General features: G+C 67.3%; 11 protein-coding genes. 5 read left to right on the top strand and 6 right to left on the bottom strand.

The features are described 5' to 3' along the window. Window positions 1-75 precede the first annotated feature (75 nt). Entirely contained in the window at window positions 76-822 is a 747-nt protein-coding gene (gene fnr, locus AC1RTA_RS05600) for a fumarate/nitrate reduction transcriptional regulator Fnr (protein WP_014236732.1), read from the bottom strand. Between the two features lie 151 nt (window positions 823-973). Here fnr and hemN point away from each other — a divergent pair, with 151 nt between their 5' ends. The 5 genes from hemN to AC1RTA_RS05625 all read left to right on the top strand — a co-directional run bounded on the left by hemN (window position 974) and on the right by AC1RTA_RS05625 (window position 6,614). Further along, a complete protein-coding gene (gene hemN, locus AC1RTA_RS05605; protein ID WP_014236733.1) occupies window positions 974-2,371 on the top strand; it encodes an oxygen-independent coproporphyrinogen III oxidase in 1,398 nt (465 codons plus the stop codon). Window positions 2,372-2,500: 129 nt separating this feature from the next. Then, the gene (locus tag AC1RTA_RS05610; protein WP_014236734.1) at window positions 2,501-3,187 is read left to right on the top strand and encodes a sulfite exporter TauE/SafE family protein; all 687 of its coding nucleotides are present in this window, start codon (window positions 2,501-2,503) and stop codon (window positions 3,185-3,187) included. Window positions 3,188-3,206: 19 nt separating this feature from the next. After that, window positions 3,207-3,635 carry a universal stress protein gene (locus AC1RTA_RS05615; RefSeq protein ID WP_014236735.1) on the top strand — a complete coding sequence of 143 codons (429 nt, stop codon included), beginning with the start codon at window positions 3,207-3,209 and terminating at the stop codon, window positions 3,633-3,635. Between the two features lie 183 nt (window positions 3,636-3,818). Further along, window positions 3,819-6,254, top strand: coding sequence for a heavy metal translocating P-type ATPase (locus AC1RTA_RS05620; protein WP_492784176.1), 2,436 nt, complete (start codon window positions 3,819-3,821; stop codon window positions 6,252-6,254). Window positions 6,255-6,407: 153 nt separating this feature from the next. Then, a complete protein-coding gene (locus tag AC1RTA_RS05625) occupies window positions 6,408-6,614 on the top strand; it encodes a heavy-metal-associated domain-containing protein (RefSeq protein ID WP_014236737.1) in 207 nt (68 codons plus the stop codon). A 77-nt stretch (window positions 6,615-6,691) separates the two neighbouring features. Here AC1RTA_RS05625 and AC1RTA_RS05630 read toward each other — a convergent pair whose 3' ends face one another. From AC1RTA_RS05630 to AC1RTA_RS05650, 5 genes are all read right to left on the bottom strand, one after another. Continuing rightward, window positions 6,692-6,943 (bottom strand): ferrous iron transport protein A, encoded by a 252-nt coding sequence (locus AC1RTA_RS05630; RefSeq protein WP_014236738.1) that lies wholly within the window; start codon window positions 6,941-6,943, stop codon window positions 6,692-6,694. Next, window positions 6,940-8,940: a ferrous iron transport protein B gene (gene feoB / locus AC1RTA_RS05635; RefSeq protein WP_014236739.1), complete on the bottom strand. Its 2,001-nt coding sequence runs from the start codon at window positions 8,938-8,940 to the stop codon at window positions 6,940-6,942. The genes AC1RTA_RS05630 and feoB overlap by 4 nt, the downstream gene beginning before the upstream one ends. A 348-nt stretch (window positions 8,941-9,288) precedes the next feature. Beyond that, window positions 9,289-10,716 carry a 4Fe-4S binding protein gene (locus AC1RTA_RS05640; protein WP_492784177.1) on the bottom strand — a complete coding sequence of 476 codons (1,428 nt, stop codon included), beginning with the start codon at window positions 10,714-10,716 and terminating at the stop codon, window positions 9,289-9,291. Beyond that, a complete protein-coding gene (locus AC1RTA_RS05645) occupies window positions 10,692-11,549 on the bottom strand; it encodes an FTR1 family iron permease (RefSeq protein ID WP_492784178.1) in 858 nt (285 codons plus the stop codon). The genes AC1RTA_RS05640 and AC1RTA_RS05645 overlap by 25 nt, the downstream gene beginning before the upstream one ends. A 10-nt stretch (window positions 11,550-11,559) precedes the next feature. After that, the gene (locus tag AC1RTA_RS05650; protein WP_014236742.1) at window positions 11,560-11,907 is read right to left on the bottom strand and encodes a cupredoxin domain-containing protein; all 348 of its coding nucleotides are present in this window, start codon (window positions 11,905-11,907) and stop codon (window positions 11,560-11,562) included. Between the last annotated feature and the right edge of the window lie 3 nt (window positions 11,908-11,910).

The following is an 11,910-nucleotide window of genomic DNA, read 5'->3' on the forward strand; positions in this document are numbered from 1 at the left end:
AACCCCGGAAAAAAATCCGGGAAAAAAAAAACGCGGCTCCGCGGAGCCGCTTTTTTTTTTGATGCTTGTCCGGGATCAGGCCGACTGGTGGGTCATCAGCTTTTTCAGGCCCGGGATGTCCAGAATGCGGATGTGCTTTTGCTGCACGGCGATCAGACCTTCTTCCTGGAAGCGGGAGAAGGCGCGGGAAACGGTTTCCAGCTTGAGGCCCAGGTAGCTGCCGATTTCTTCCCGGGTCATGCGCAGGTAGAACTCGGCGTGGGAATAGCCGCGGGCGGTGAAGCGCTGGGAGAGATTGAGGAGGAAGGCGGCCAGCCGTTCTTCCGCCCGCATGGTGCCGAGCAGCATCATGACCCCGTGGTCGCGCACGATCTCCCGGCTCATCACCTTGTGGAAGTGGTGCTGCAGGGCCACGATCTCCCGGGACAGGCCTTCCAGGCGGGGGAAGGGGATGATGCAGACTTCGCTGTCTTCCAGGGCCACCGCGTTACAGGAATGGTGTTCGGTGCTGATGCCGTCCAGGCCCAGCAGCTCGCCGGCCATCTGGAAGCCGGTGACCTGGTCGCGGCCGTCTTCCAGCAGCACGTCGGTCTTGAAGAAACCGGCGCGGATGGCGTAGATGGATTCGAAGGCCTCCCCGGCCCGGTACAGGTGGTCACCGCGCTTGATCTTGCGGCGGGTGCTGACCAGTTCGTCCAGCTTGGACATCTCGGTCTCGTTGAGACCGTAGGGAAGACACAGTTCTTGCAGGTTACAGTTCGAGCAGGCGGTCTTGATGACCGACAGGGTAATTTCTTGGGCGCTGGTCTTCTTCAACGGCATGCTGTTCCTCGCTGGGCCAAGGGCGTTCGGATGGTGGTAACCTGCGCCGGAAGGCCCTTTGGAAGCCTTTGATCCAGGTCAACGTGCCCCAGTTCCTGCACCACGATAATAAGCCGCACCTAATGTGTGGTTCTGCAACGACTGTTTTTCAATGACATTTACCGCCAACAACCTGGTTTTCGATCCCCAGATCATCCGCCGCTTCGACGTCAATGGACCGCGCTACACGTCCTATCCGACGGCTGACCGTTTTGTCGAAGCCTTCGATGCCGAGGCCCTGAAGCTGTGGTTGGGCAAACGCAACATCGGCGGTATCAGCCGACCGCTGTCATTATACTTCCACATCCCCTTCTGTAACACCATCTGCTACTACTGCGCCTGTAACAAGATCATCACCAAGGATCATGGCCGCAGCGCCAAGTACATCAAGTACCTGGGCAAGGAGATGGCCCTGCAGGCCGAGTACCTGCTGGACGGGGATCGGGAAGTCTCCCAGTTGCACTGGGGCGGCGGCACGCCCACCTTCCTCTCCCATGAGGAAATGCACCAGCTGATGGACCTCACCCACCGCCATTTCAAGCTGGTGGATGGGGCCGAGATTTCCATCGAAGTGGATCCGCGCAAGGTGGACCGGCCCACCGTGGCCCTGCTCGGCGAGTTGGGCTTCAACCGCATGAGCCTGGGCGTCCAGGATTTCGACGAGCGGGTGCAGCAGGCCATCAATCGCATCCAGACCGAGGAAGAAACCTTCACGGTGATGGACCAGGCGCGCAAGAGCGGCTTCAAGTCCATCAGCGTGGACCTCATCTACGGCCTGCCCCACCAGACGGTGATGGGCTTCAACCGCACCCTGGAGCGGGTCCTGGCCATGGACCCGGAGCGCCTCTCCATCTACAACTATGCGCACCTGCCGGGCCTCTTCAAGCCCCAGCGGCGCATCAACGAGAGCGACCTGCCCAACGCCGACACGCGCCTGCAGCTGCTCTCCCTGGCCATCAAGAAGCTGACCGATGCCGGCTACGTCTTCATCGGCATGGACCACTTCGCCAAGCCGGACGACGAACTGGCCGTGGCCCAGCGCCAGGGCCGGCTGCACCGCAATTTCCAGGGCTACTCCACCCATGCGGACTGCGACATGCTGTCCTTCGGCATTTCCTCCATCGCCAAGGTGGGGCCCACCTACAGCCAGAACTACCGCACCCTGGACGAGTACTACGACCGCCTGGACGCCGGCGTGCTGCCGGTGCTGCGGGGCATCGAGCTGACCGCCGACGACCTGCTGCGCCGTTCCATCATCCAGGCCCTGATGTGCCATTTCGAAATCTCCACCGAGTCCATCGAAATCGCCCACCTGATCGACTTCAAGAAGTACTTCGCCGCCGAGCTGGAGGACCTGAAGGAACTGGAGCGGGGCGGTCTGGTGAAGGTGGACGACAAATGGATCACCGTGCTGCCCCCGGGACGTCTCCTGGTGCGGGCCATCTCCATGGTGTTCGACAAATATCTGCGCGCCGATCGGCAGCGCACCCGTTACAGCAAGGTCATCTGACCGGGCTACGGGATACCGCGTTTAACTTGAGGCAAGCCTCAGGGGGGAAAAGCCGGGCGCTGGGGGAAACCCCAGTGCCCGGTATAATTTTGGCCATGGCCTTTTTCACTTTCCGCACGGCGCTCCCACGTGGCTGACTCCTTCCTGCCCACCCTGCTTTCCGTCCTCCTCGTCGGCTTTCTCGGCGGCACCCACTGCATTGGCATGTGCGGCGGCATCGTCGGCGCCCTGTCCCTGGGGCAGGCCGGAGGCAGCCGCTGGTCCCTGCATCTGGCCTACAACCTGGGGCGCATTGCCAGCTACGGCCTGGCTGGCCTCCTGGCGGGGGCCGTCGGCGCGGCCGGCGCCCACCTGGGGGAGCAATGGTCCCTGCGCCTGGTGCTCTACGTGCTGGCCAACCTGATGCTGGTGGCCCTGGGCCTCTATCTGCTCGGCGCCACCCAGGCCCTGGCGTGGACCGAGCGGGCAGGCCAGGGCCTGTGGCGCCGTCTGCAGCCCTTTTCCAAACGTTTTCTGCCCGCCCGCAGCCCGGCCCAGGCCTTTCCCCTGGGCTTGCTGTGGGGCTGGCTGCCCTGCGGTCTGGTATACAGTGTGCTGACCACCGCCCTGGTGAGCGGCAGCGCCGCCCGGGGCGGCGCGGTGATGCTGGCCTTCGGCCTGGGCACCCTGCCCAATCTGCTGCTGGCCGGCCTCCTGGCGGCGCGGCTGAAGGATTTCGTGCGGCGCCCCTGGGTGCGCGGCATCGCCGGGCTGAGCGTGCTCGGCTTCGGCCTGTGGGGCCTGCTGGGCGCCTGGCGCCTGGCCCATAACATCTAGAAATGCTGAGGAGCAGACGATGCTGAATTTCCTGCTGGCGGTCGATGGTTCCGCTTGTTCCCTGCGGGCCGTGGATCACCTGATTTCCCGCCTCTCCTGGTACCGGGAAGTGCCGACGGTGCACCTGCTCTACGTGCATCCGCCCATTCCCGACGGCCGGGTGCAGCGCCACCTGGGCCACGAAACCCTGGAGCGCTACTACCGGGAGGACAGCGTGGAACGCCTGGAGGCGGCCGAGGCCAAGCTCAAGGCCGCCGGGGTGGCCTACCAGCGGCACATCCACGTGGGCCAGCCGGGGGCCGTCATCGCCCATCAGGCCGCCGAACTGGGGGCCGACCTGGTGCTGCTCGGCAGCCACGGCTGGAGCGCCATCGCCGGGGCCGTCATGGGCTCGGTGGCCACCCGGGTGGTGCATGAAACCACGGTGCCCGTCCTGCTGGTGAAATAGGCGGCAGGCCGTCTGCCAGCGCAGCCGGCCTGATCCCCGGCATGAGCGGGCGGGGAGGAGGTCTGCGTCCATCCCCGCGCAACGAAGAAACCCCTGGCCGTGCCGGCGGTCTGTAACCATGGGGTTTGAGCCCCTCTGTTACTGGCGGCTAAGGGCGCCTGCGCCCATAATTAGCCATTGCTAATGTTTCTTGCCGAGTTGCCCGTGTCCCAGTCCTCTGCCGCTCCTTCATCCTCCCGCCTCGACCTGCCTATTGCTGGCATGACCTGCGCCGCCTGTTCGGCCCGTATCGAGAAAGTGCTGAACCGCCTGCCCGGCGTGGAAGCCAGCGTCAATCTGGCGGCGGAGCGGGCCAGCGTCGCCTTGAGCGGCGAGGAAACCACGCCCCAGAAGGTGGTGGAAGCCATCGAGAAGGCCGGCTTTTCCGTGCCGCCGGCCACGGTGGAACTGGAACTCACGGGCATGACCTGCGCCGCCTGTGCGGCCCGCATCGAGAAGGTGCTGAACCGCCTGCCCGGCGTGGAAGGGGCGGTGAACCTGGCCGCCGAGCGGGCCCGCATCCGCTACGTGCCGGGTCTGGCGGATACGGCCCGGCTGATCAGCGCCGTGGAAAAGGCCGGCTTCGGCGCCCGGGTGGCCAGCGATACCACCCGGGAAGAGGAAAAGGCCCGCAAGGCCGCTCTCTACGCCGCCGAGAAACGGCGCTTCTTCATCGCAGCCCTGCTCACCCTGCCCCTGGTGGCCCAGATGGTCACCATGTTCGGCCCGGCGCCGGAACATGGCCACAGCGATCTGCTGCCCCGCTGGCTGCAGCTGCTGCTGGCCACCCCGGTGCAGTTCTGGATCGGCTGGCGCTTCTACGACGGCGCCTACAAGGCCCTGCGCGGCGGTGGCGCCAACATGGATGTGCTGGTGGCCCTGGGCACCACCATGGCCTACGTCTTTTCCCTGGTGGTGACCCTCCTCGGGCTGGAGCACCAGCACGTCTATTTCGAGGCTTCCGCCGCCGTCATCACCCTGGTGCTGCTGGGCAAGCTGCTGGAGGCCCGGGCCAAGGCCAAGACCACTGCCGCCCTGGAAGCACTGGTGCGCCTGCAGCCCAAGACCGCCCGGGTCGAACGCCATGGTGAACTGGTGGAGCTGGACGTGGCCCTGCTCATTCCCGGCGACGTCTTCATCGTCCGCCCCGGCGAAGCGGTGCCGGTGGACGGAGAGGTGATCGAGGGCGCTTCCAGCGTCAATGAAGCCATGCTCACCGGCGAGTCCATGCCCGTCGGCAAGCAGGCGGGCGACGCCGTCTTCGCCGCCACCAGCAACGGCCAGGGCATGCTGCGCTGCCGTGCCACCGGCGTCGGCGAACACACTTTGCTGGCCGGCATCATCCGCCTGGTGGCCGAGGCCCAGGGCTCCAAGGCCCCGGTGCAGCGGCTGGCCGACAAAATCTCTGCCATTTTCGTGCCGGTGGTCTGCGCCATCGCCCTGGTCACCTTCGGCCTGTGGTGGTGGCTGGGGGGCGATTTCACCACCGCCCTGGTCAATGCGGTGGCGGTGCTGGTCATCGCCTGCCCCTGCGCCCTGGGCCTGGCCACGCCCACCGCCATCATGGTGGGCACCGGCCGGGGCGCCGCCGCCGGCATCCTGGTGAAGAATGCGGAAGCCCTGGAGCGGGCGGAAAAATTGAAGGTGCTGGCGGTGGACAAGACCGGCACCCTGACCCGGGGCGAACCGGCGGTGACCGACATCGTCGCCCTGGGCGCCAGCGAAGACGAGGTACTGGCCCTGGCGGCAGCCCTGGAGCAGGGCTCGGAACATCCCCTGGCCCGGGCCGTGCTGGCCGAACAGAAAGCCCGGGGCCTGGCGATGCAGGCGGTGAGCGGCTTTGCCGCCGTGGCCGGCCACGGGGTCGAAGGGACGGTGTCCTCCCGGGCCCTGCTGCTGGGCAGCCCGTCCTGGGCGGCGGAGCGGGGTGCATCGGTGGAGAATGGCGTCCTTGCCGCCTTGCAGGGCCAGGGCAAGACGGTGGTGGTGCTGGCCGAACAGCAGGCCGGTGGCAGCGTGGCCCTGGGCCTGATCGCCATCGCCGATCCCCTGCGGGAGAGTTCCAAGGCCGCCGTGGCGCGGCTGCAATCCCTGGGCGTGGAAGTGGTGATGCTCACCGGCGACAACCGGGCCACGGCGGTGGCCATTGCCGCCCAGGCCGGCATCGCCCATTTCGAGGCGGAAGTGCTGCCCGGCGACAAGGCGGCGGCGGTGCAGAAACTGAAGCAGGGCGGCCGTCTGGTGGCCATGGCCGGCGACGGCATCAACGACGCCCCGGCCCTGGCGGCAGCCGACGTCAGCTTTGCCATGGGCGCCGGTTCCGACGCCGCCGTGGAGGCCGCCGACCTGACTCTGGTGAAGAGCGATCTCATGGGCGTGGCCCACGCCATTGCGCTTTCCCGGGCCACCCTGTCGAAGATCCGCCAGAACCTGTTCTTCGCCTTCATCTACAACGTGCTGGGCATTCCCCTGGCCGCCTTCGGCCTGCTCAACCCGGTGGTGGCCGGCGCCGCCATGGCCTTGAGTTCGGTCTCGGTGGTGAGCAATTCCCTGCTGCTGCGGCGCTGGTTGCCGAAATAAGGGCGTTGGCCACAGAGGACACAGAGTTCACAGAGGGTTCTTTGTCGTGGCTAATGTCTGTTCTTCGTCGATAGTCGGCCTTGAAGCATCCGACGGTTTTAAACTCTGTGTTCTCTGTGCCCTCTGTGGCCAAGTTTTTTAAGTGAGGATTCCATGGCAACAACAACCATCCCCGTCGGCGGCATGAGCTGCCAGAAATGTGTGGCCTCCCTTACCGGCGTGCTGTCCAAGCTGCCCGGGGTGGAAAAGGCCGAAGTGCTGCTGGAGCCGGGCCAGGCCACCGTCACCTACGATCCGGCCCAGGTGGGCGAGGCCCGCTTGCGGGAAGCGGTGGAGGATGCGGGCTTCGACGCCCTGTAACTCTCCCGGTCCCGGCATGAAAAAGCCGCCTGCCCGTTGCCGGGCGGCGGCTTTTGTTTTGTGGGGCGGCCGAGCGCTCAGGCCGGCGTCGCCTCCACCCAGATGCGATGGGCGATCTCGTGTTCCAGGGCCAGTTCCACCTGTTCGCAGAGGACCACGGTGAGGGGCTGCTGGCGCAGCACCTGGATGGCGTGGGGCGGCACCAGACCGTAGGCGTGGAGCTGTTCGGCCAGCACTGCGGGGATGTCCGCATCGAAGTGGGCCAGGTTGGCCCGGGTGCCTTCGGGGATGCCGGTGAGGCGCAGGGCTTCGTGGGTGGCGGGGCTCATGCGAACAGTCTCAGCAGGTGGTTGAGGATGCCGCCGATGAGGAAGGCGGTGGGAATGATCAGGGCCAGCAGCACCACGGCCACCTTCAGGCCCTGTTCCTTGACGATCATCATGACGCTGGCGATGCAGGGCACGAACAGGGTGATGGTGACCATGCCGACCACGGCCTGGATGGCCGAGAGGTGCTCGGTCATGGCGAACAGGCCGGTGGCGCCGAAGTCCCGGCGCAGGAAGCCCATGACGAAGGCGGCGCTGGCCTCCTTGGGCAGACCCAGCCAGCCGGAGACCAGGGGCTCGCCGGCCTCGATGATGGCCGGCAGGGCGCCGATCTTGTCCAGGGCGAACATGAGGAAGGTGCCGATGAGGAAGAGGGGAATCACCTCCACCAGATACCACTTCAGCCGGCCGCCGGTCTTCTTCAGCACATTGCCCAGCACCGGCCAGCGCAGGGGCGGCAGCTCGGTCATGAGGGGAATGCGCTTGCCCGGGATGAGGCGGGAGGCGAGCCAGCCGGAACTGAGCAGCACCACCAGGATGCACACGGCCCAGGTCAGCAGGGCGCCGAAGGAAACGCCGCCGAGGAGACCCAGCACCACGCCCAGCTGGGCCGAACAGGGGATGGCCAGGGCCAGCAGGAAGGTGGTGATGAGACGCTCCCGCGGCGTGGCCAGGATGCGGGTGGTGAGGGTGGCCATGGTGACGCAGCCCAGGCCCAGCACCATGGGCAGCACGGCCTTGCCGTTGAGGCCGATGGCGGCGAAGGTGCGGTTGGCGATGACCGTCAGGCGCGGCAGGTAGCCCGAATCCTCGAGGATGCCGAAGGCGAAGAAGAAGGTGGTGACGATGGGCAGGATGAGGGCCAGGGCGTAGGTCATGCCCATGGTCCACAGGCCGTACTCGCCCACGAGCAGCTCGACGATCCAGGGGATGGAGACGTGGTTCTGCACCAGCTCGGTGAAGGCAGGATTGAGGACGCCGCCGAAGAAGTCCTCCTCGAACAGGCCCACCAGGGTGCTGGCGCCGAAGACGCCGACGAACTCATAGAGCAGGAACAGCACGCCCAGCAGGATGGGCCAGCCCCACACCGGATGCACCGCCAGCTGGCCGGCGGTGAGGGGTTTGCCGCTGGCCGGCTTCTTTCCTTCCCGGGCCACGGTGCGGGTGAGGGCCTCGGCGGCCCGGCCCCGTTCGCCGGAAAGGAGGGCGGCCAGGGGCTGGCCGGTGAATTCCCCTTCCAGGTTCAGGCGCAGGGCGGCGAGCAGGGCGGCGGTCTTGGGGAAGTGCTGGTCGAGCCAGGCTTCCAGTTCCGGGTCGTGGCCCAGGTAGAGGATGGCCAGGCCCCGGGCCGAGAGGTGGGCATGGGGGACGTCGCTGGCGAACTGGGCGGCGAGGCGGCCGATGGCGCTTTCCACGGCGTCGTCGTAGCAGAGCAGAGGCTCGGGCCGGGCCGCCTTGGCGAGGGCGGCTTCCAGGGCGCCGACGCCTTCGTTGCGGGTGGCGACGCCGCTGATGACGGGAATGCCCAGGGCTTCGGCCAGCAGCTTGTCATCGACGCCGATGCCCCGCTGTTCGGCCTCGTCAGCCATGTTCAGCATCAGCACCATGGGCACCCCCAGGTCCGCCAGCAGGGCGGTGAGGGTCAGGGTGCGGCGCAGGTTCTTGGCGTCGCCCACCTGTACCAGGCAGTTCAGGTTTTCCTGCAGCAGGGCCCGCAGGGTAGCCCGCTCGTCGTCGCTGCGGGAGGGCAGGGAGAGCACCCCCGGGGTGTCCAGCACCTGCTGTTCCTTGTGGATTTTCAGGGTGGCCCGGGAGACTTCCACCGTGGTGCCCGGATAGTTGGACACATTGACGTAGGTGCCGGTGAGGCGGTGGAAGAGGACGGACTTGCCGACGTTGGGGTGGCCTACCAGGGCCACCACCAGGCCGGCGGGGGCGGCGGCCGCTGCTTCGTTGTCGGCCAGGGGGGAAGGACGGGTGCTTTCTGCGGAGGTTTCCATCGGCTGCCTGGGGTGGGTGGCTGAGAGGCGGGGCTTCAGTGCCGGGGAGCGGGGTGCGCTGCGGCGGTCTGGGCAGGGCTGCGCTCCAGGGGCCCCAGGGTCAGCCCGAGAAGGAGTACCAGGGAGGCGGCAAGGACGGAACGCAGCATGGAAGACCCCGAAAGGTGGCCGCCGGAATGTGAGGAAGCGGAGCGGCAATGGCGCTAATGATAACTTATCTCATTTGAGTTTGACAGTTGAGATTGCAGGCGAGGCCACCAGCACGAAATCCCAGCCGTCCGGGAGGAGGGCTGGGAGCCAGTAAGGGCGCGCCTTTTCAGGCGGTCAGGGCGGCCGGGTCCGGGGCGCCTACCAGACGAAGAAGACCACGTACCAGACCGCGCCGATCAAGGCCGGGGCCAGGGTATAGATGGAGAAGGCCGCCACGCGCCGGCCCCAGGCCGGGGTGGTCTGCAGCACCAGGCGCAGCCCCAGCCACAGGGCGAAGCCGATGCCCAGGGCGAGGATGGCGATGCGGGCATCCGGCACCCAGGGCAGGATCACCCGTTCGCCCTTGAGCTGGCTCAGGGTGAGCATGGAAAGACCGAGGAAGACGTTGGCGCCGGCCAGGGGCACCAGGCCCAGGGCTAGGCGCCGCCAGGGCAGCTGGGGGCTGGCGACGATGCGGCTGGCCAGGGCGATGACGCCGAGCAGGGCCAGGGCAATGGCGCAGCCGCCGCCCAGGATGTAGGCCAGGATGCACAGGCCGTCGAGCCAGGTGAACACGTCGCCCACCTCCGGGTAGTGGGTGAGCAGCCACCAGGGGGCGTTGTCCTGCAGCAGGAGGAAGGAGTCGTGGTCGATGAGCCAGTTGGCGGCGGCGGTCTTCAGGGCCACGAACCAGGGGCTGACGGTCCACTGGAAGGCGGCGGTGGCGATGCCGAGGACGCCGAAGAGCAGGGTCATGGCCTCACCGGTGTGGATCTGTTCCGGCTTGCTGGCGAGGATTTCCGCGTCGGGGCGGCGGGGCGACAGCTGCACCGCCTCCCGGTGGCCGGCGCAGCGGCCGCAGGCATGGCAGTCGGAGGCTCCGGTCATGCGCCGGATGTCCACCAGGGGGGCGCAATTGACGGGCTGGGCCGGCGCCGCGGCCGTATCCCAGGCGGCCCGGTCCACCCGGAAGTGTACCGGGGCGATCTTGGCCAGGAGGGAGAAGACGCCGGAGGCAGGACACAGGTGGCGGCACCACACCCGCTTGCCCTTGCCGTAGAGCAGGCCCACCGCCACGGCGGCGACGGAAGAGCCGCCCAGCACCAGCAGGGCGGCCTTGGGGTATTCATAGACGCTGACCAGCTGGCCGAAGACGGTGGTGCACACGAAGGCGACGAAGGGCCAGCCGCCCCACTTGAGCCAGCGCGGGATGGGCAGGTTGAGGCCGCGCCAGCTGACCCATTCGGTGAGGGTGCCCTCGGGGCAGAAGACGCCGCACCAGAGGCGGCCCATGAACAGCATGGAAACCATGACGAAGGGCCACCAGATGCCCCAGAAGAGGAACTGGGCGAAGAGGGTGAGGTTGTCCAGGATGCTGGAGCCTTCCGGCGGCAGGGGCAGGAAGGCGGGGGTGATGACCAGGCCGAAATAGAAAACCACCACCGCCCACTGGATGGCGCGGATGGTGGCTCCATGTTTCTGCATGCCCCGGCCGCAGGCCTGCAGCAGGCCGGCGATGGGACCCCGCCGCTGCGTTGCGGCAGCGGCGGGCAGGGAACGCTTCAAGGTGCTGCTGTGGGCTGGCATGAATCGGCTCGCACGGATGATGGGTTGGGATTGAAGGAGCGCAGCCGCAGGGCGACGTAGCCCCAGTACAGGGCATAGGCCAGCAGCAGCATGGCGGTGGGCTGGGCCCGGTAGCCGGCGAAGGTGGACAGCACCTGGCCGAGGCCGCTGCCGTCGTCGAGGACGGCGGAGGTGTCCCACACCAGGTCCATCAGGGTGGGCAGCCAGTCCATGCCGATCAGGCGATCCACGGCGGCGCCGAGGAGGGATCCGGCCGTCACCAGCAGCACCACCTCGCTGACGCGGAAGACGGTGCGATAGGAGAAGAAGCGGGCGCCCCGGGCCACGGCCCAGGCGGTGAGGCCGGCGATGACAAAGCCCAGGGCGGCCATGCCGTAGAGGCCGAGCAGCTCGCTGCCCTGGCGCTCCGCCGCCATGCCGTAGAGGAAGACCACGGTCTCCATACCCTCCCGGCCGATGGCCAGGGCCGCCACCAGGGCCACGCCGAGGCGGCCTCCGGTTTCTGCGGCGCGGCTGGCGCCGGCTTCCAGCTCCCGTTTCATGGAGGCGCCGTGGCGGCGCATCCACATCACCATCTGGGTCATCAGCACGCAGGCCAGCAGCAGCATGCCGATCTGGAACAGTTCCAGGGACTCGCCGTCGAGCCAGGTCTGGGCGCCGTAGGCGAGAAAGGCCAGGGCCAGGGCCAGCAGGGTGCCGCCGCCGACGCCGCTCCACAGGGTGCGGCGCAGGCGGGAGGCGTCCTCCTGGCGGGCGATCCAGGCCAGCAGCACACCGACCACCAGCATTGCTTCCAGGCTTTCGCGCCAGACGACAATCAGGGCATTGAGCATGGTTGTCCTCTTACTTGGCGATCAGCAGGCATTCGGCGGTATCCGGGTGGAACTCGCCGAAGATGCGGTAGGTGCCCGGTTGCAGCGGCTGCACCACGACGAAGGAACTGGCCCCGGGGGCCAGCACCTTCTCCATGCGGGGCTGGGTGCTCTCGAACTCCTCCGGGCCGGGGCCCTCGTTGCGGAAGATGATCTTGAACTTGGTCCCGGCCGGCACTTCCAGGCGGTTCGGGATGAGCTTTCCATCCTTGGCCACGATCTGGAAGGAAGGCAGCTCCGCCGCCGCGGCCGGCGCCGGCCCGACGAACAGGGCGGCGCACAGCAGCAGGGCGGGTACCACGAGGGAAGACAGGCGCATGGC

The sequence above is a fragment of the Azospira sp. MPR-E4 genome (assembly GCF_058809645.1).

What these genes read in the sequence shown, in the direction of transcription:
- AC1RTA_RS05650 (WP_014236742.1), bottom strand. Translation starts at nt 11,907, where the DNA reads ATGCGCCTGTCTTCCCTCGTGGTACCCGCCCTGCTGCTGTGCGCCGCC.
- AC1RTA_RS05615 (WP_014236735.1), top strand. Translation starts at nt 3,207, where the DNA reads ATGCTGAATTTCCTGCTGGCGGTCGATGGTTCCGCTTGTTCCCTGCGG.
- AC1RTA_RS05645 (WP_492784178.1), bottom strand. Translation starts at nt 11,549, where the DNA reads ATGCTCAATGCCCTGATTGTCGTCTGGCGCGAAAGCCTGGAAGCAATG.
- fnr (WP_014236732.1), bottom strand. Translation starts at nt 822, where the DNA reads ATGCCGTTGAAGAAGACCAGCGCCCAAGAAATTACCCTGTCGGTCATC.
- hemN (WP_014236733.1), top strand. Translation starts at nt 974, where the DNA reads ATGACATTTACCGCCAACAACCTGGTTTTCGATCCCCAGATCATCCGC.
- AC1RTA_RS05625 (WP_014236737.1), top strand. Translation starts at nt 6,408, where the DNA reads ATGGCAACAACAACCATCCCCGTCGGCGGCATGAGCTGCCAGAAATGT.
- AC1RTA_RS05630 (WP_014236738.1), bottom strand. Translation starts at nt 6,943, where the DNA reads ATGAGCCCCGCCACCCACGAAGCCCTGCGCCTCACCGGCATCCCCGAA.
- AC1RTA_RS05640 (WP_492784177.1), bottom strand. Translation starts at nt 10,716, where the DNA reads ATGCCAGCCCACAGCAGCACCTTGAAGCGTTCCCTGCCCGCCGCTGCC.
- feoB (WP_014236739.1), bottom strand. Translation starts at nt 8,940, where the DNA reads ATGGAAACCTCCGCAGAAAGCACCCGTCCTTCCCCCCTGGCCGACAAC.
- AC1RTA_RS05620 (WP_492784176.1), top strand. Translation starts at nt 3,819, where the DNA reads ATGTTTCTTGCCGAGTTGCCCGTGTCCCAGTCCTCTGCCGCTCCTTCA.